This window comes from Megasphaera sp. MJR8396C (assembly GCF_001546855.1).
In the GTDB taxonomy this organism is placed as follows: Bacteria; Bacillota; Negativicutes; order Veillonellales; family Megasphaeraceae; genus Megasphaera.
The window spans coordinates 1-18,503 of sequence record NZ_KQ958143.1 but is presented as its reverse complement, the minus strand read 5'-3'; the positions used below and the strand labels follow the sequence as shown (position 1 = coordinate 18,503).

The following is an 18,503-nucleotide window of genomic DNA, read 5'->3' as shown; positions in this document are numbered from 1 at the left end:
TTATTTTCCTAACTTGGCGGTATAAAATTCATCCAGTTTATTGACGGCGGCATCGACGTATTCCGTCTTATAGTACATTTCGATATGCGTGGCGTCGGCGACCCAATAGAGTTCCTTTTCCGGTCCTGCTTTTTCAAAAGCTTCTTCTGAAAAATAGCGGGTCTGGGCTTCCGTGCCTGCAATGAGGAGCAGCGGCCGCGGGGACAGGGCGTCGACGTGACTCAAGGCGGTGAAATCTAAGATGCGTGAAGCCCGGGACAGGACGAACTGACTCGGTGCGTTGGGATGGGCTGCCGGAGAATTCCGGTAATATTCATAACCTTCGCGATAATCTTTGGGCATGGAGGCTGCGTTTTCAGCCGTTCTGGGGACAAAGGGACTGTAGACGACGGTTTCACCCCTGGCTTCTTTTGTCCGCTGTTCGGCAATTTGCTGCCGGAAGGCTGCCTTCATGTCTTCCGTCTGTGTGCGCTGGAGACCGTTTTGGAAGAGGTCGCCCAAATCGGCCATGCTCACCGTGGCGATGGCTTTGAAGCGGATGTCGGTCTGGGCCGCATGGATGGCGTAGCCGCCGGAGGCGCAGATTCCCAGGACACCGATGGTATCGGGGTTGACGTCAGATCGGGATAAGAGATAGTCCAAGGCGCAGCGAAAGTCTTCGACACGGGCTGCCGGGTCTTCCAAGTAACGGGGCGAGCCGCCGCTTTCGCCCTGATAGGCAGCGTCGAAAGTCAGTGTCAGGAAGCCGAGTTCGGCCAATTTTACGGCATAGACACCGGCTGTCTGTTCTTTGACGCCTCCCGTCGGATGGCCGATGACGATGGCCGTATAGCCGGCAGCGGGCTTTTCCTTATTGGGATCGAGGTAGACGTTGGCGGCGATGGGGATGGAATCGTGGAGAAACGTCGTGTGGCTTACGTTGACGTGGCTGTTGTCAAGGACTTCATCATAGTAATACATCAGGATACCTTCTTTCTGTTTTTAATAAAGGAAAATTTATGTTGACTGCTGCATATTATAAATCTGTTTCATGATCAGCTTTTTGGGCAGGAAGGGCAGGAGCTTGAACGAGAGTTTTTGGATGAAATTCAACTTTTCGATGAGCTCCATCTGTCCCCGCAGCATGGCCGCATAGGTCGGCTCTGCGATTTCACGTGGAGAAAATACCATCTGTTTGGCAAGACTGGTATTCTGCAGGCCTGAGGCGGCGGCAAATCCAGTGTCCATGCCGCCCGGCATCAGGAGGGTCATGGTGACGCCGCTTCCTTGGATTTCCTGCCAGATGGCATTGCTTAAGGAGGTGACGTAGGCCTTCGAGGCGTAGTAGACGGCCTGCAGGGGGCCGGGCATCAGGGCAGCCGTTGAAGATACGTTGAGGATGCGCCCTGATTTACGCTTTAAAAAGTCGGGCAGGAAGAGTTTTGTCATTTTCGTCAAGGAGATGATATTGACGGCAATGAGGTTCATGTCGATTTCCATCGAGCGTTCTGCAAAAGCGCCTTGGCCGCCGAGACCGGCATTGTTGATAAGATAATCTACCTGAAGGCCTTTGGCCTGGACTTCGGCATAAATTTCTTCCGGTGCCGTCTCTTTCGACAAGTCTTTTGAGATGATATATACGGTGGTACCGTATGTATCTTGAAGTTCACGGGCCAGTGCTTCGAGCAAGTCCTGCCTGCGGGCGACGAGGATGAGACTGCCGCCGCGCCGGGCATGGATGTAGGCCAGTTCTTTGCCAAGGCCGCTCGAGGTGCCGGTGATGAGCGCTAGTTTTCCTCTTTAGTCTTGGCTTTTCATATCGGTTGTCATGTAGATCCCTCCTGACTGTTTTTCGATGGGTGTGTTTTACAGCCTTATTGTACCCGGAAATAGACGCCATGAACATATCTTTTTACGCCAATAAGACAACAAATCGCGCCAAGTGAATGATAAAAAATGACCTCGCAGTCTGATCCGATACCGTATTCATGAAGATAGGCATCGGGTGTGATTTGCGAGGTCGTTTCTCTTATTACTTTTTACCGTTCTTACCGTGTTTCTTTTCGAAGGCAATCATATGGGCTTCTTCGTCGGAATGGCCGTCGGCTTTGGCCTTTTCGATGAGGGCTACCATTTCTTCATACGCTTCGGGGATAACCTTGGTCAAATGATTTACCGTGTCATCCCAGTTTTCGAGGAGAATATGGCCTAAGTTGCTGTCGGTGTAGCGGACGTGTTTTTCTAACATCGCCTTGACGGCTTCTTTTTCGGCTTCATCGGTGAGGGTTTCCAATTTTACTAAATCGGTGTTGCATTTTTTCGGGTCTAAGTCGTAGATATAGGCGATACCGCCGGACATACCGGCTGCAAAGTTGTGTCCTGTTTTGCCGAGGATGAGGATCCGACCGCCGGTCATGTATTCACAGCCGTGATTGCCGACGCCTTCGACGACGGCATCGATGCCGCTGTTGCGGACGCAGAACCGTTCACCTGCCGTGCCGTTGATATAGGCTTCGCCACTGGTAGCGCCATAGAAGGCGACGTTGCCGATGATGATGTTGTCTTCGGCGGGGAAGACCGATTCCCGCGGCGGCGAGACGATGATCTTACCGCCAGAGAGGCCTTTACCCAAATAGTCGTTCGCATCGCCTTCAAGGGACAAGGTCAGCCCGTGGGGAATGAAGGCGCCGAAGCTTTGTCCGGCAGAGCCGACGAAGGATAAGGCAATCGTGTCTTCCGGAAGGCCTTTTTCGCCGTAGGCTTTGGTGATTTCACTGCCGAGGATGGTCCCTGTGACGCGGTCGGTGTTTTGAATGCGCAGGCGGGCCCGGATATGCTTCTGCTGTTCCAAGGCTGGCCGGCACATGCGGACCAGTTTGGACATATCGAGGGTCGTATTGATCTGATGGTCTTGGGGAGTCGTGAAGTGATGGCCGACGGAGACGTCCGTATAAGGTCGGTATAAGAGATTTTTCAGATTAACCGTCTTGGCCTTCCAATGACCGACGTGGTCCTTCTGTTTTAAGCAGTCGTAACGGCCAATCATTTCTTCGACGGTGTGGAATCCCAGGCGGGCCATGATTTCTCGAAGGTCTTCGGCGACGAAATGCATGAAGTTGATGATGTATTCCGGTTTGCCCTTGAAGCGCTTGCGCAGTTTTTCATCCTGGGTGCAGACGCCGTAAGGGCAGGTGTTGAGATGGCAGACACGCAGCATGTGGCAGCCGATAGCAAGGAGGGGAGCCGTACCGAAGCCGAATCGTTCAGCGCCGAATAAGGCGGCAATGGCGACGTCGCGGCCGGTGAGGAGCTTGCCGTCGACTTCCAAGGTGACCCGGTCGCGCAGGCTGTTGAGGAGAAGTGTCTGTTGGACTTCGGAAAGGCCGATTTCCCAAGGCAGGCCGGCATGGCGCAGGCTCGTGCGCGGCGAGGCCCCGGTACCGCCGTCGTAGCCGCTGACGACGATCGAGTCGGCCTTGGCCTTGACGACGCCGGCAGCGATGGTGCCGATACCGGCGCCGGCCGTCAGTTTTACGCCGATGGAAGCCCGGCGATTGGCATTTTTCAAATCGAAGATGAGTTCGGCCAAGTCTTCAATGGAGTAGATGTCGTGATGCGGCGGCGGTGAAATGAGGGCGACGCCCGTTGTGGCGTGACGGGTCTTGGCAATATCCGGGTAGACCTTATTGCCCGGCAGATGGCCGCCTTCACCGGGCTTGGCCCCTTGCGAGCATTTGATCTGCAGTTCATCGGCGTGGATGAGGTAGTCGCTGGTGACGCCGAAGCGGGCCGAGGCGACTTGTTTGATTCCGTCGTTCTTTTCAGTATGGAAACGGGCTGCGTCTTCACCGCCTTCGCCGGTATTGCTCATGCTGCCGAGGCGATTCATGGCCGTGGCGATGCATTCGTGGGCTTCTTTGCTGAGGGCGCCGTAGCTCATGGCACCGGTGCGGAAGCGTTTGACGATAGCATCGGCCGACTCGACTTCTTCGATAGGGATGCTGCAGCCAGCAGGGTATTCAAAGTCGAGGAGGTCCCGCAGGCGGAAAACGGTTTCTCGGTTGACGTGAGCGGCGTACTGTTTATAGGTGGCATAATCGTTGGTCTGGACGGCTTTCTGTAAGAGCTGTACCGTTTCCGGATCGATGATATGAGGCTGGCCGCCTTTATGGTATTGGTAAAAATCGCCGCGGTCCAAAGTATCGCCGGTCTGGTAGGCTTCTTGATGGCGCATGGCGTTTTCGTCAGCGATTTCGGCGATGCCCAGTCCTTCGATGGGGGACGGCGTATGACAAAAATACTTGTCGATGAGGTCGCGGCTGATGCCGACGGCTTCAAAAATCTGGGCGCCGTGATAGCTGTGAATGGTCGAAATCCCCATCTTGGACATGACGGCTAAGATGCCTTTTACGGCAGCGTCGATATAGTTCTGACGGGCCTGTTCATAGTCGAGGCGGGGGAGTTTTTTGCCGGCAATCAGTTCTTTGATCGATTCTAAGGCGATGTAAGGATTGATGGCCGTAATTCCGTAGCCGATGAGGGTACAGAAATGATGGACTTCGCGCGGTTCTCCCGATTCCAGGACCAGGCCGACGTCGGAGCGGACGGCTTTGTCGATGAGGTAGTGATGGAGGGCGGCCGAGGCCAAGAGGGCCGGGATGGCTGCCATACGGGAGTTGATGCCCCGGTCGGATAAGACCAGGATGTTGGCTCCATTTTTAATCGCCTTCAAGGCGTCGATGCACAGGGATTCGATGGCCGTTTCCATCCCTTCGGCACCGTTGTTGACGGGATAGAGCATGGATAAGGTCGCCGTGTGCAGTTTGGGCGTCATGAGTGACTTGATGACCGCCAGTTGTTCATTGGTCAAAATCGGCGTCTTCAAGTAGAGTGCCGCTGTCGACGCTTCGTTTGGTTCCATGATATTGGCTACGTTACCGACCATGATCGATGACGACATGACTGTCTTTTCACGGACGCCGTCGATGGCCGGATTGGTTACCTGGGCAAAATTTTCTTTAAAATAATCATATAAGAGCTGGGGCCTGTCATTCAAGACCGCCAGGGGGACGTCGACGCCCATGGAATCGATGGCGTGGTGGCCGTCGCGGGCCATGGGCAGGATGACCTTGTCCATGTCTTCCTGGGTGTAACCGAAGACCTTTTCCTGTTCTTTTAAATCGTAAGGGATGATGGCTTCGCTGTGAGGCAGGGCCTGATTATCCATGAGGTCGTCCAGGTCGGTGATGTGTTCTTTATACCAGTCGGCATAGGGGTGTTCGGAGGCGATTTCGTGTTTGATTTCATCGTCGCCGATGATGCGCTGCTTTTTCGTATCGACGAGGAGCATCTTACCCGGTTCGAGGCGCCCTTTATAAAGGATGTCTTGGGGCGGAATGGTGACGACGCCGACTTCAGAACTGACGATGACCCGGTCGTCGAGGGTGACGTAATAGCGGCCCGGACGAAGGCCGTTTCGGTCGAGCATGCCGCCGATGACCGTGCCGTCGCAGAAGCCGATGGCCGCCGGCCCGTCCCAGGGTTCGAGCATAAAGTTATGGTAGCGGTAGAAGTCGCGCTTTTCCGGGCTCATGAGGGGATCCCGTTCCCATGGTTCCGGAATCATCATCATCATGGCATGAGGCAGAGAATGGCCGGTCATGTAGAGATATTCCAGGCAGTTGTCGAACATGGACGAGTCGCTGCCCGTATCGTCGACGACGGGGAATACTTTTTCCATGTCCGGGAAGAAGGCCGATTTTGACTTGCCTTCACGGGCATTGAGCCAGTTGATGTTGCCCTGGATCGTATTGATTTCCCCATTGTGGACGATGTAGCGATTCGGATGGGCCCTAGCCCAGCTGGGGAAGGTATTGGTACTGAACCGGGAGTGGATGAGGGCCATGGACGTGATGAAGTCGAGGTCCGATAAGTCGAGGAAGAAGTGGCGCAGCTGGACCGACGTCAGCATGCCTTTATAGACGATAGTCTTCGACGACAGGCTGGCAATATAGAAATCCGTTCCCTGTTCCTGGCTTTTGGGAACGATTGCTTTTTCCGCCAGTTTACGGATGACGTACAATTTTCGTTCAAAGTCCATCTGGGTCTTCATGGTCGGGTCTTTCCGGATAAAGACCTGCAGAAAATGGGGACACGTTTTTTTGGCGATATTGCCGATCAGGCTTTCATCGACGGGGACGTCGCGCCAGCCGAGGATAGAAAGGCCTTCGGAACGGACGATATCTTCAAAGGCATCCATTTGTTCCTTACGAAATGTTTTATAGCGATGGGCAAAAATCATGCCGACGCCGTAGTCGCCCTCGTCGGGAAGGGTAAAGCCTAAGACGCCGCATTCACGGCAGAAGAATTGGTGCGGTATCTGAACCAAGATACCGGCGCCGTCACCACTGTTGGCATCGGCTCCTTCGGCGCCGCGATGGCGTAGATTTTCTAAAATCGTAAGGGCGTCGTCGATGATGCTGTATGATTTTATCCCTTTTATATTGGCAACGATACCGATACCGCAGGCGTCGTGTTCGTATGACGGATCATACAGGCCTTGCGGCTCCGGCAGATCGCGCATTTTTTTGTTCATAGACAAGTCCCCCTTTGCGTATATAAAAACGAGCCGTCACTGTATGAGAGAGGGCTCGTGGATACTGTGGTGCATCTATGATTATAGACGATTTGTAAGGACGATGCAATGACTTTTTTGAATATATGAACAAAAATACCGATAATTTTAATGTGTAAAACGAATTTATTGTTATTTTAAAAAGAATTAAAGAGAAAAACGTGAAAATTGTTTCCTGAACAAGGAAGCTCCGCCGTTGGCCGGGTGACGCATGGACTGAGCCGAAATACCGGCGGCTTCTAGGGTTTCTGCCGATTTTCGGCCAATGGCGGCGACGCGGATGTCCGGCCGGCAGAGATGGAGCAGGGCTTTGGCATAAGAAAGGCCGGCAGCCAGTTCGGCATCACTCGGCGTGCGGTTGGAAAAGGGCGATTTTTTATGAGGGTGGAAGGGGAAAATGTTCCACAGCAGGACGTCCTTTGGATCGAGGCCGTTATCGACGATGGCGCCCCAAACATAGGTGTCAGTCGGTTCGTTCATCCCCTTGTCCTGTTGGGGGCGGCTGGTCATGAAAGTGCAGTCGGGGCGGCTCGTCCGTTCTCCCTGCCGGCCGAGGATGATCGATGACGAGATCTGTTTATGCGCATCGAGGAGCATCCGTTCGCAGGTGATGGGAATGCCCGTAAAGCGGCATCCCTGGTAACCGGCGGCTTCGGCAATGAGCAAAATGCGGGCACGATGCAGGCGAGGTTCCAGATAATCCCGGAGCTGACGGCAGCGGATATCCGGCGCTGCCGGGCCGATGTCGCACTGCTCGTCATATTCTGACCAGGGATTGAAAACGCCGGGTTCATGGTAATCGCAAAGTGTATGGATGAGGTTTTTCATGATATTCCCTTTCTGGCTATGGCGCCGGCGTAAAGAGATAGTAGGAGCCGACGTGTGCCGTTTCGCGGGTCAAGGGGGCAAAGTTCGAGGCCAGATAATTTTGGTATTGGCTGCGGGGGACGATGAGAGTCAGGTCCTGATGATTTTGCAGACGGTTGATGACGGACGCTTCTTCTTCCTTGGGGTAGAGATATTTTTTTGCCCAAACGGCGTCGCGCTTTTGTGTAGAATTTTTATCGGACTTTCCGGCTGACGTCCAGATGGCGGTCTTTCCCGTGTAATAGGGGTAAGACGTCCGATACTCTTCAAAGAAGTAGGCCTGTCCCGTTATGGGTGCCGTAGTCAGGCTTTGGGCCGATCGGTATTGATAGAAGGGGATCAACACCTGGAAGGTTACGATGAGATAGGTAACGGCAGTCATGGCCGTAATGAGAATGGGCAGGGCGATATAGGCTTTTTGCCACCAGGCCAGTAAGATGAGGAAGGCCATGATGGCGATGAAGATCGTCAGCAGTAACAGGCCGTCGACGGGGAAGGGCGCTTTGCTGGTAAAGAAGTTCAGTGCTGCAAAGAGAAGGCCGAACAAGAGGGCCGGAATGATGACGATGAGCCAGAGGCGATGGCGGTCCTCTTGGTGGAAAGAATCGATGGCCCAAGCGCCGAGATAGAGTAAGGGCCAGTTGGCGATGTAGGCATAGGTCGGGTATTTCGTAGCCATGAGGCTGTAAAATAAAATGGTCCCGATGGCCCAAACGGCCATGAACACATAGGTGTCATCGCGACGGCGCCGTTTCCATAAGCCGTACAGGCAGGGGCCGGTCCAGGGAAGGAGGCTGACCGGAACCAGGACCAGATAGTAGTACCAGACGTTGTCTTTCGGGTGTTCAGAAACCGTAGCCCGGACGACGTTATTAAATCCCAGGAAGCCATCGATGAAATCCTGACCGTGGAGGCGATACATCGGGCCGTACCAGCTCAGGACGAGGAGGAGGAATAAGGCGATGCCGACCGGCGGAAAGAGTCGTTTGGCATAGGCGGCATTGCGCTGAATGATGGCAAAGAGGAGGAGAAATAAGCCGGGCAGGACGAGGCCGACCGGTCCTTTGGTGAGGACGGCGCCGGCAGCCATGACATAGGCGGCGATGACATAGTTCTTTTTGGCTTCCGTAAGGCCGATAAAGGCAAAGAATAAGGTGGCGCCGCTAAAGAAGAACAAGGGCTGATCGGTGATGACCGAACGGCTGATGAGCCAAACGGCAAGGGACGTCGCCGTCATGGCTGCAAAGAGAACGGCCGTTGCCGTACGCTGCGTCTGGCGCAGGGCGAACCAGGCGGCCAGGGTGCAGGACATGGCCCCAAAGAGGACGGCCGGCAGGCGGGAAGCAAAGTCCGTGGCGCCGAAAACACTGTAGGACAGACTCAGGAGCCAATAGAGAAAAATCGGTTTATCGTACCAATAGATGCCATAGATCTGCGGCGAAATCCAGTCGCCGCTCTGAACCATTTCAAGGGCCGTCAGGGTGTAATTGGATTCGACGGGGTCGGTGACGGCCAAGGCAGATATACCGACTGCCAGAAACAGAAAGGTTGCTGCAAAGATGAGGGTTAGCAGGGATGACTGTTTCATACGTACCTCCTAGGGGTGATTGATGAGGATGACTTGTGACGGCGTTTCTCCGGCAATGCCGAAGCGGTCGATTAAAGGCTTCGATTTGGTCAGCTTATGAAAGGTCGCTTTGGACATGATGAGAAAAATTTTCTCGTCCTGCGTAAGGAGCGTGTCCAGTTCGGGATTTTTTACAGGGTCCCATTCTTCCCCGGACTTGCCGCTGTAATAGGTAATGCCCGGGCGGAGAAATTTTTCGATGTACAATTGGGAATGATCGTCGTAGACGTTAGGTAGGATTTGGGCTGTATCATAGGACGTGACATAGCTCTTTAGCTGTGGGATGACATGTCCGAATATGGCCCAGGAAAAACAGACCATCGTGGCGGTAGCGACGATGAAGGCCATCCGGAAGCGGCGGCGCCATAAAAAATACGTCGGTAGAAAGAGGGCGGCCGTAAGCCCTGCCGATACCCAGGCGATGGCGGGTCGGAAGAAAGCTGCGCCCGGGCTCAAGGGAAGGGCGTTGCAGGCCAGCAGCAAAATGCCGAGTATGTAGGATGCGGCCAGAAGGGCCCGCGGGAAGGAGCGTTCAATATAGGACCGATACCAGTACCAGCCGATGAGATAGGCCGTCGGCGGGAACATGGGGGCGATATAGGTGACGAGCTGCGTCTTCGAGAGGGAGAAAAAGAGGAAGATGAACCCGGCCCAGACCAGGCAGAACTGCAGGGCGTCGCGGAAGGGATCCCGTTTTTTGAACAACCGCCGGAGCGCCGGTCCGAGATAGACCGTCCAAGGCATCATGGCGGCTAATAAGACCGGGATGAAGAAGAAAAGACTGTTCTGACCGGGATGTTCCGGAGCGGCAAAGCGGGTGATGTTGTGGTAGCCGATGAACGTGTCTAAGAAAGCTTCGCCGTGAACCTTGTACATGAGGACGTACCAGGGTAGGCCGACGGCAAAGGCTAAGAGGATTCCCTGGGGAATCTTCATGTCTTTCAGCAGCGACCATTGGCGGGTCCAGGCGATGTAAATCAGCATGATGAGGGCCGGAAAGGCGTATCCTATGGGACCTTTGACCAGGAGCGACAGGCCGCAGAAGAAATAGGCCGTATAGTATTTTTTCCGGTAAAAGGACATCATGGCGACGGTCAAGGTCAGGACCAGGGTCATATCGGTGACGGCGGCCTTGCCGATATACATGAAGCCGAAGCTGGTTACCAGCAGCAAAGATGACAAGGCAGCAATCGGCTTATTGAAGATGTCACGGCCGGCTGCATAGATGTAAAGCGTCGTTGCCATGGCGGCCAGGGCGCTGGGCAGGCGGGAGGCAAAGTCCGTGACTCCGAAGAAGCTGTATGAAATCATTTCCAGCCAGTAAAAGAAAGGCGGTTTGTCATACCAGAAATTGCCAAAAATGCGCGGCGATAGCCAGTCGCCGGCAGCCAGCATTTCCCGGGCCGTTTCACCGTACACCGGTTCGTCCGGATCCATGAGCGGCACGGCACCTAAAAAGGGCAGCAAAATAATTGCTGCCACTAAGGCGACGATGAGGCCGTAACGATTGTCATATAACCATTGTTTCATGCGGCATTTCTCCGACGGCGTTTATGCCAAAAATAGACGATCCCTGCGATGACGCAGACGACGGCGATGACGATAAGGAAGATGTGATTGTACTGAATGAGGTCGCGCCAATGACTGCCGAGGAGCGATCCGGCCCATACCAGAAGCAGGGTCCAGGGGATGGTGCCGATAATCGTGAAGATCGTGAATTTCCAGAAGGGGTAGCGGGCGACACCGGCCGGGAAGGAGATAAAGGTGCGGACGCCGGGCAGGCAGCGGCAGATGAGGACGGCAGCACCGCCGTACTTATTGAACATGTTTTCTGCCATTTGGAATTTGTGCTCGTTAAAGAAGATGTATTTGCCGTACTTTAAGAGCAAAGGGCGGCCGCCGTACGAACCGAGCCAATAACTTAAGACCGAGCCGACGAGGCCGGCCAGACAGGCGACGATGAAGGTCGTCCAAAAAGAGAAGATTTGCTGAGAAATGAGAAATCCGGCAAAGCCCAACACGACTTCACTGGGGATGGGGATATTAGCATTTTCTAAGACCATAGCGACGAAAAGGGCGATATAGCCATACGATTCCATGAGTTGTAATAGCGTATCCAATGAGGCACTCTCCTTAGGGTGACTAAAAAATAAACTTTACGATATATCATAGCATAGATGGCCTGTGCGGGCTAGTCACTATGCGAATTAGCCCTTGCTTTTAAAGCATGATAGATGGAGCAGGGCGTATCGGCAAAGCAGGTAACTGTAAACGACCAGAATGAGCAGGGTCAATAAAGTTTTCAACCACGAGGCAGCTGCCAGCGGGTGGAGGAACCAGGTCGTATGAATGATGATCGGTTCGCTGATGAAGAATAAGCCGTAACCCAGGCGATGAAGAGACTGGGACCACGGGCGATGGCCGTTAAAATACTGATGAAAGAAGGCTGTCAGGCCTAAGACGGCGGTCATGGGAAGGGCAGCCGATAAGGGTGCAGCTACCCAGGGGATCGTCGGGATGACGCCGGTCATCAGCAGGCTGTTCGCTATCAGGACGACGATAAAGGCGATGAAGCTTCCCATAGACGGGACGTATCCATTGGCCGTAAACCAGCGGCTGCGAAAGGCTTGAAGTCCCAAGATGAAGGAAAACAAGGACAGGATCAGCCAATCGGGCCGGATGATGGCGAGATAGGGAATCATCACCGATGGGGGCAGGAACAGATGGGCGCCATAGAGGGCGGCTGCCCATAAGAGGAAAAACAGCGTTAGAAACGGAGCGGTCGGACGGCCGAGTTTTCGCTGCTGCAGGAAGCTGTGAGCGGCCCTCTTTACCAGGCTCAATAAGGCAAATAACAGCAGCAGCCAGGCCAGGGCCCACGATACGACGGGCAGGGTGCCGGTCACGAGTCTTTCTTCAATGCCAAAGAGGATCAGCACGATGAGGGGCAGGCCTAAGCGGTGCCAACGATCTTTGAGAAAGAATGGGATCGTTCGTATCCGCAGTTTGGACGCACCGAAATAGGCGCTGATAAAAAAGACAGCGGCAATGGCAATGGCCGCGCTTTCTTCATAAAAGACCGTTCCCAAAGGAAGTAATAGGGCGGCCAGGGTCAATATAATCGATAAGCTGCGCAGGTTATCGAAATAAATGAATCGATTCATAGTTCGTGACCTTCTTTCTTAGGGGCAGTAAAACCGAAGCGCTGGTTTGAACTGCTTCTATATACTATAGTGATATTATAACGTTTTCTTAACGGATGTAAAAAATATTCTGAAAATAACTTTCTTTACGGGCTTTAAATGGGCCTGACGAAGGGGCATGGTTTATGATACACTGTTGAAAGAACGATGTGCTTCCTCCCGCGCCTTCTTTCCATCGGCATCTTGATAGGGTGTACTTGCCCGGCTTCAGTCCCTGTCAGAAGGGGCACGGCCTTTTTGTTCGATAAATAGGTCGCCAGGAGGCGGTTCTATGGACTCATCATATCATAGTTCTGATTTATTGAGGAATATAAAATAATGTTTTGAAAGAAGTGATTGTTTTATGATTTCAACAGAAGACAGCATCATCCGCTTGGTCATATCCCTCATCCTGGGGGCCATCATCGGATATGAACGGCAGTCTCAAAGTAAGTCGGCCGGACTCCGGACCCATACGCTGGTATGCGTCGGCTCCTGCCTGTGCATGATTATTTCTATCAACGTCGCCATGGAGTATTTTTTTGAGTTCGGCTACCGCAATGCCGACCCCGGGCGCATTGCCGCCCAGGTCGTATCGGGTGTCGGCTTCATCGGTGCCGGAACGATTTTGGCCAATCAGAAAGAACGCAGTGTCCGCGGGCTTACGACGGCGGCCGGCGTTTGGGCCGTATCGGCCATCGGCCTTGTCGTCGGTGCCGGTTATCTGGTCGTATCGATCGTGGCAACGGCCCTTATCTTTTTAGTCCTGACCGTCTTCGTTCGCTTAGACGCCCGCCTCGAAGGACAGTTCCGGAAAAAATATATCATGCATGTCGTCATGAAGAACAATATCGGCCAAGCGCGGAGACTGTCCGGTTTTGTAAGCGACCATCAGCTCCATATTAAAAAGTTCCACAATTACAGTGACGATGAGGCACCTTTTTCGGAGATTGAATTGGAATTGACCGCCGTGTCCCATCTGGATGCGCCGGAAATCATCAGTGAGCTCTTAGCCGTGAAAGGCATAAAAGAAGCCGATTTTTATGCCGATGACGGTCAGAAAAAAGCCGTTGTCGGGCCTTGAAGATACTGTATACAATATACTTCTCATGTATACAGTATTTTGCGCCCTTTCCTATATAAAAATGGCGGTTTCGGTGCTATAATGCAGAGCGTTGGAACCTTTGCCGTGTCAAAGGGGAATGGATAGATAGAGAGGGGTTTTTACGATGACGATTATGGCAGCAGCAAGCAGAGAAGGAAAGGTTTTACGCGACGTCGTGTTTTCCGCCAGCGCCGCCGCACGAGAAGCGGCCGCTCAGTATGGGGCAGAGCGCGTCGTCAACGCCGCCATCGGCTGTTATGCCGGAGATGATGAACAATTGGCCTGTCTGCCCGTTGTAGAAGAACTCTACCGCGCCTTGCCAATGCGCGATTTTATCACCTATGCACCGCCGCTGGGGTTAGAATCCTACCGTCAGGGGGCCATCGAGGAAGCCTTTGAAGACTGTCGCCCCGAAGGCTACACCGATGCCGTCGCTACGGCAGGCGGTACCGGGGCCATCCATATTGCCATTGCCAATTATTCTGAAGTGGGTGACGTCGTCCTTACGACGAATTGGCGCTGGAATATTTACGATGCTTTGTGCCAGGAAATCGGCCGCCGTCTCCGCCCTTTTTCCATGATTGATTCGAAGGGCCATTTTAATATCGTTTCCTTTTCGGCGGCTGTATCAGAGGCCCTTGAAAGTCAAGATTCCTTGCTGATTATCCTCAATACGCCGGCCAACAACCCGACGGGGTTTGCCCTGTCCGACGAAGAATGGCGCCAGGTCCTCGACGTCTGCCGTTTCCATGAAAAGCAGGGAAAGCGACTGAGCCTTCTCGTCGACATCGCCTACATTGCCTATGCCGGTGAAAAGAATAAGGTGCGCTCCTTTATGAAACAATTCTCTAACCTTCCGGCCCATATCTTTTCGATGTTTGCCTTCAGCATGTCGAAGGGCTATACCCTGTACGGTCAGCGAGCCGGCGCCCTCATCGGCGTGTCGTCGAGTAAAGACGTCATTGACGAATTTGCCGATCTTGGCAAATATTCGGCCCGGACGGCCTGGTCTAATGTTAACCGGGCGGCCATGACCTTGCTGACGGAGATCCGCGGAGATCAGTCCCTGAAAGCACGCCTCGATGCCGAACGATTGGCCTTTGCCGATAAACTTCATCGCCGCGGGGCCGTATTCGTCGAAGAAGCACGGAGCTGCGGCCTGCAGCACGTTCCTTATCAGGGCGGGTTCTTCATTTCCGTCCCGACGGCTCATTCGACGGCACTATGCCAAGCGCTCCAAGAGGACCTCATCTTTGCCGTACCTTTGGCTGAAGGCGTTCGCCTTGGGATTTGCTCCATTGCTGAAAGCAAGATGACGGGCCTTGCCGGGACCATCAAAAAAGCCGTCGACCGGGTGGCGCTGATGGATTCGGCAAGCCTGGCTGCTAAGTAAAGATTTTTTTACCATAAAAGACAAAAGGATGACCAAAGTTTTTGTATTGGTCATCCTTTTTATTTGCAAAAATGTCTCAGAACCTGTATAATGGAAGTACAAATTTATAATTATATACTATTTATATAAAGTTGTAAAGATTGTGAGTAGAACGGGTAACGGACGAGGTCCTCTGTAGGGAGGGCAGCGTTTTTGGCACGGCATATGGAACATCGGAGCAACTTTTTTTATTCCATATGGAGCAATGCTCAAGCACAGGCAGAGGCCCTTGAGCGGAGTGTTACTTTACAAATTGAGAAAGGTGGGACAACTGCTGCTGCCTCTGCAGACATGGATAGGAAGATTGCGTCCGTATAATGTTTTGTAAGCCCTTTCGCTTCTGGGAGAACAACTGTATATGGGGAATAAGTCCGTCTCCGTTGCGAACATCTTGTTATAGGACAAAAGAACTCCTGTTTTCTGTGTTTTAGCAGCAGTGAGCTGCATGGATGGATTGAATCGATTTATGGGTTGTATGTTGGGCGGCGCTGTCGGCGATGCTTTGGGGTTTGTTATTGGCAAAGACGATTTGAAAACGATTCATAAGAAGTATGGCCCTTATGGACTGCGGACCGTTTTAAAGTCGGCCAAGAACGGCAATAAAAGTATCATTTCGGATGATACCCAGCTGTCCTTATTTACGGCAGACGGCATGTTGTGGGCCGATCACGACGGACTGGAACCGACCGAAGGCCTGTACCGGTCTTATATGCGCTGGTACTACACACAGACCGAGCGCATCATCCGCCCGGAACAGGAAAAATGGATGAATCGCCAGGACCATGAAGTCGACCTGGAATATGACATGATGGGAGAACAGGCTTTGTTTGCCCGCCGTTCTCCAGGGAAGACCTGCCTGACGGCCCTGGCATCGGGGAAAAAATTGTCTCGTGATGAAACCCTCAATCACAGCAGCGGCAACAGCACGGTCATGCGGGCGGCTCCCATCGGGCTCTTTTATGAAGGCGATCCGGAGATGGCCTTTTTTGTCGGATCTCAGGCGGCCAGTCTGACCCACGGCAATCCCAAGGCTTTCCTGTCGACGGCGACGATAAGCGCTATCATCGCATCCTTGGCGGTAGGGAAGGATATCAGTACGGCTCTCGGCGGAGCCCTCCATATCCTGCAGCGTGATCCCGAAGGCGCACGCCTGTTGAAATTGCTGCTGCATGCCATCGATGAAGCCGTTACCGACCGCAATCCTGCCCGGTCGATGAAAAAAATCGGCCTTGGGAAAAAAGCCGATGAGGCCCTGGCCTTATCCATCTACTGCGTGCTCAAGACGGGTACCTTGAAAGAAGCCGTCCTCATGGCCTGCAATCAAGACGGCGACAGTGATACCTGCGGAGCGATTTGCGGGAACATTATGGGCACTATCTTTGGCGATAAGGCGATTCCTAAGAGCTGGAGCTGTAATTTGGAATGCGATGTCTTAATCCGGAAATTGTCGCAGTGCCTCTATGAGCACAACCGGATGCAGCAAGTGGAAGGAGAAGCTGTCAGTCACTGATGGTTCTTCTGCGTCTTTTTTCTTGACATTATGTGTGCATCCCATATAATTAAGATTATTATTCTTGGCGTCGTGATGATGCCGGATCGGGGGAGCGCTTATGATTGAATCCATTGACCGGGCCCTGGCCGTTTTACAGCTCTTTTTAAAAGAAGAGCGGCCCCTCAGTGTAACGCGTATCAGTAAAGTCATGGAACTCCATAAAAGTACGGTCAGCCGTACGTTGGAAACGCTGGAACACCGCGGGTTTATCCAAAAGGATGAAGAAACGGGAAAGTACTGGCTCGGACTGCAGGCGTATGCCCTGGGGATGCTGTTTCGCGAAAAAGATAAATTTCATAAAGTCGCCTATCCCTATGCCAAGGCCTTGTCCCTGCAGTGCAACGAAGGCGTCCATATCACGACCTTTGCCCATAATGGGGCAGCCTATCCGCAGCACATCATCTTGGAAAAGATCAAGTCTCCCAGGACCATCGATACGGCGCCGCCCATCGGAGCCGTCCGCCCTGCCTACTGTTCGGCATCGGGCAAGTGCTTGCTGGCCTTTTCGGAAGAATATCGACAGTCCTATACGGGTTGTACCCTGAAAAAATTTACGGAGTATACCGTGACCGATTGGAAGGAACTCTTACCGGAATTGGACGAAATACGCAACCGCGGCTATGCCATTGAACGGGAAGAAGTTGAGCTCGGCATGGCCTGTGTGGCAGCTCCTATCTTTCGCAGCGGCCGTATCACCGCTGCCATCAGTGTTTCCGGTCCGGCCGAACGAGTGGCAGATGCCAATCGGGAGACTACGATTGAGGCCGTTATCAAGACGGCCGGCGACATCAGCCAAGCCTTGGACTGAGTCCGGCGTGATTTCTTTTGCCATAAACGAAAAATGTTCTTCGATGTGAATTGTTTGGTATAAAAATCATGCAAAACGGGAATATACTACATGCATTTGCAGAAATGGACTTTTATGGTACAATAGGCATGGATACTACATTCGGGTCACAAGATTGTCTGTTGTGAAATGAAAAAATCTTTCCTTTTCAATTGCAGCAGTGTGGGAACAGCTTGGGATCTTATCCATGATTCGAGGCGAAAAAGAATGCAAACTACAATCAGTATGGCTGCAACGACAGTGCCACGTGTGGCCTACCCATATAAAACGCGCGATGGGGGCGCTACGGTTACTATTTTTGTGCCTTACAATTGCCATAATCATTGTCCTTTTTGTATCAACAAGGCTGAATATGAAGACATGACCGGCTTTTCGGAAGAAGCTATTTGCCGGAGTATTCGCTTGATGGACAGCATTACCCCCTCTTGTGATTTTGTCTTTACCGGGGGCGAACCCTTTGCTGACATGGAATCGCTGCAGCGCATGCTGGACTGCATTCCCGTGACACATAAGGTCTATATCAACACGACACTTCCGGTTTTTGAGACGCAGACGGAAGACGATATCGTCGCTTTTACACAGCGGAATCGGCATAAAATTACGTGCATCAACGTTTCACGCCATATGCAGCATTATGTGGAAGAATCGAATGATCAGCTCCTGACGAGATTGGCCGTTCCTTTCCGCATCAACTGTGTCCTGTATAAGAAGTACCCCGTCGACCAGCTAAAACCGTATCTGGATCGGTTTATTAAAATCGATGGCGCGTCGATTCAGTTCCGCTTTGATTATACGGAAACGACGCCGGAAAACTTGTACGAAGAAGAAAATGATCAGATTCTTCACGACTTAAAAAATATCGCTGAGTATACGGGCCTCGACGGTTGCCGTATGCGCTGCGGTTTTCATTTTGATTATCAAGGGATGGAATTGACCTATCACAAGACCCTGCCGTACAGCACGGTCATTGAACGGGATGAAAAAGACGGAAAGAATTACGACATCCTCTATGATATCCTGATCAAACAGAATGGTGCCATCCATTCCGACTGGGATGGGACGCCCCTTGATCTTGAAGCCTACCGCAAGGTCGTCTTTGAACCCTATGATCTCCGCTGGCTTCAGCCGTCGCGGACCGGTCTTGGCAAACATCTGCCGTTCTTAAAGACTGCCTGTGCTGCTTTTCATTAATTGAATAGACTGTGTAGACCTATAAGGGATTGCTGCAAGCGCGGCAGTCCCTTTTTGTTTATTGGCGCCGAATAGGCATGATAAAAC

General features: G+C 52.6%; 13 protein-coding genes. 5 read left to right on the top strand and 8 right to left on the bottom strand.

Annotated features, from left to right (window positions below):
- From HMPREF3201_RS00065 to HMPREF3201_RS00030, 8 genes are all read right to left on the bottom strand, one after another.
- Positions 1 to 960, bottom strand: a complete 960-nt coding sequence (locus HMPREF3201_RS00065; protein WP_062411159.1) for an alpha/beta hydrolase — start codon at positions 958 to 960, stop codon at positions 1 to 3.
- Between the two features lie 36 nt (positions 961 to 996).
- Complete coding sequence (locus HMPREF3201_RS00060; RefSeq protein ID WP_062411158.1) at positions 997 to 1,761, bottom strand: SDR family NAD(P)-dependent oxidoreductase; 765 nt, start codon at positions 1,759 to 1,761, stop codon at positions 997 to 999.
- A gap of 250 nt (positions 1,762 to 2,011) precedes the next feature.
- Positions 2,012 to 6,574 carry a glutamate synthase large subunit gene (gltB, locus tag HMPREF3201_RS00055; protein ID WP_062411156.1) on the bottom strand — a complete coding sequence of 1,521 codons (4,563 nt, stop codon included), beginning with the start codon at positions 6,572 to 6,574 and terminating at the stop codon, positions 2,012 to 2,014.
- Positions 6,575 to 6,760: 186 nt separating this feature from the next.
- Complete coding sequence (locus HMPREF3201_RS00050) at positions 6,761 to 7,441, bottom strand: uracil-DNA glycosylase (protein WP_062411154.1); 681 nt, start codon at positions 7,439 to 7,441, stop codon at positions 6,761 to 6,763.
- Positions 7,442 to 7,457: 16 nt separating this feature from the next.
- A complete protein-coding gene (locus HMPREF3201_RS00045; protein WP_062411152.1) occupies positions 7,458 to 9,068 on the bottom strand; it encodes an ArnT family glycosyltransferase in 1,611 nt (536 codons plus the stop codon).
- 9 nt (positions 9,069 to 9,077) lie between these two features.
- Complete coding sequence (locus HMPREF3201_RS00040; RefSeq protein WP_062411150.1) at positions 9,078 to 10,637, bottom strand: ArnT family glycosyltransferase; 1,560 nt, start codon at positions 10,635 to 10,637, stop codon at positions 9,078 to 9,080.
- Positions 10,634 to 11,227 (bottom strand): DedA family protein, encoded by a 594-nt coding sequence (locus HMPREF3201_RS00035; RefSeq protein ID WP_062411148.1) that lies wholly within the window; start codon positions 11,225 to 11,227, stop codon positions 10,634 to 10,636. Before HMPREF3201_RS00035 ends, HMPREF3201_RS00040 begins: the two co-directional genes overlap by 4 nt.
- Positions 11,228 to 11,314: 87 nt before the next feature.
- On the bottom strand, positions 11,315 to 12,271 hold the full coding sequence (locus HMPREF3201_RS00030) for a hypothetical protein (protein WP_062411146.1): 957 nt from the start codon (positions 12,269 to 12,271) through the stop codon (positions 11,315 to 11,317).
- 382 nt (positions 12,272 to 12,653) lie between these two features.
- On the opposite strand from HMPREF3201_RS00030, the gene HMPREF3201_RS00025 reads away from it, so the two are divergent.
- From HMPREF3201_RS00025 to HMPREF3201_RS00005, 5 genes are all read left to right on the top strand, one after another.
- A complete protein-coding gene (locus tag HMPREF3201_RS00025) occupies positions 12,654 to 13,373 on the top strand; it encodes an MgtC/SapB family protein (RefSeq protein WP_062411144.1) in 720 nt (239 codons plus the stop codon).
- Positions 13,374 to 13,527: 154 nt separating this feature from the next.
- Complete coding sequence (locus tag HMPREF3201_RS00020; RefSeq protein ID WP_082709357.1) at positions 13,528 to 14,787, top strand: pyridoxal phosphate-dependent aminotransferase; 1,260 nt, start codon at positions 13,528 to 13,530, stop codon at positions 14,785 to 14,787.
- Between the two features lie 505 nt (positions 14,788 to 15,292).
- On the top strand, positions 15,293 to 16,336 hold the full coding sequence (locus HMPREF3201_RS00015; protein WP_227163170.1) for an ADP-ribosylglycohydrolase family protein: 1,044 nt from the start codon (positions 15,293 to 15,295) through the stop codon (positions 16,334 to 16,336).
- A gap of 100 nt (positions 16,337 to 16,436) precedes the next feature.
- Positions 16,437 to 17,186 carry an IclR family transcriptional regulator gene (locus tag HMPREF3201_RS00010; RefSeq protein WP_062411138.1) on the top strand — a complete coding sequence of 250 codons (750 nt, stop codon included), beginning with the start codon at positions 16,437 to 16,439 and terminating at the stop codon, positions 17,184 to 17,186.
- Positions 17,187 to 17,474: 288 nt separating this feature from the next.
- Positions 17,475 to 18,416: a 4Fe-4S cluster-binding domain-containing protein gene (locus tag HMPREF3201_RS00005; protein WP_062411135.1), complete on the top strand. Its 942-nt coding sequence runs from the start codon at positions 17,475 to 17,477 to the stop codon at positions 18,414 to 18,416.
- Positions 18,417 to 18,503 lie beyond the last annotated feature (87 nt).

Excerpts from the sequence above, each read along its gene's own strand:
- HMPREF3201_RS00065 (WP_062411159.1), bottom strand. The coding sequence starts at position 960 with ATGTATTACTATGATGAAGTCCTTGACAACAGCCACGTCAACGTAAGC.
- gltB (WP_062411156.1), bottom strand. The coding sequence starts at position 6,574 with ATGAACAAAAAAATGCGCGATCTGCCGGAGCCGCAAGGCCTGTATGAT.
- HMPREF3201_RS00050 (WP_062411154.1), bottom strand. The coding sequence starts at position 7,441 with ATGAAAAACCTCATCCATACACTTTGCGATTACCATGAACCCGGCGTT.
- HMPREF3201_RS00045 (WP_062411152.1), bottom strand. The coding sequence starts at position 9,068 with ATGAAACAGTCATCCCTGCTAACCCTCATCTTTGCAGCAACCTTTCTG.
- HMPREF3201_RS00040 (WP_062411150.1), bottom strand. The coding sequence starts at position 10,637 with ATGAAACAATGGTTATATGACAATCGTTACGGCCTCATCGTCGCCTTA.
- HMPREF3201_RS00030 (WP_062411146.1), bottom strand. The coding sequence starts at position 12,271 with ATGAATCGATTCATTTATTTCGATAACCTGCGCAGCTTATCGATTATA.
- HMPREF3201_RS00025 (WP_062411144.1), top strand. The coding sequence starts at position 12,654 with ATGATTTCAACAGAAGACAGCATCATCCGCTTGGTCATATCCCTCATC.
- HMPREF3201_RS00020 (WP_082709357.1), top strand. The coding sequence starts at position 13,528 with ATGGCAGCAGCAAGCAGAGAAGGAAAGGTTTTACGCGACGTCGTGTTT.
- HMPREF3201_RS00015 (WP_227163170.1), top strand. The coding sequence starts at position 15,293 with ATGGGTTGTATGTTGGGCGGCGCTGTCGGCGATGCTTTGGGGTTTGTT.
- HMPREF3201_RS00010 (WP_062411138.1), top strand. The coding sequence starts at position 16,437 with ATGATTGAATCCATTGACCGGGCCCTGGCCGTTTTACAGCTCTTTTTA.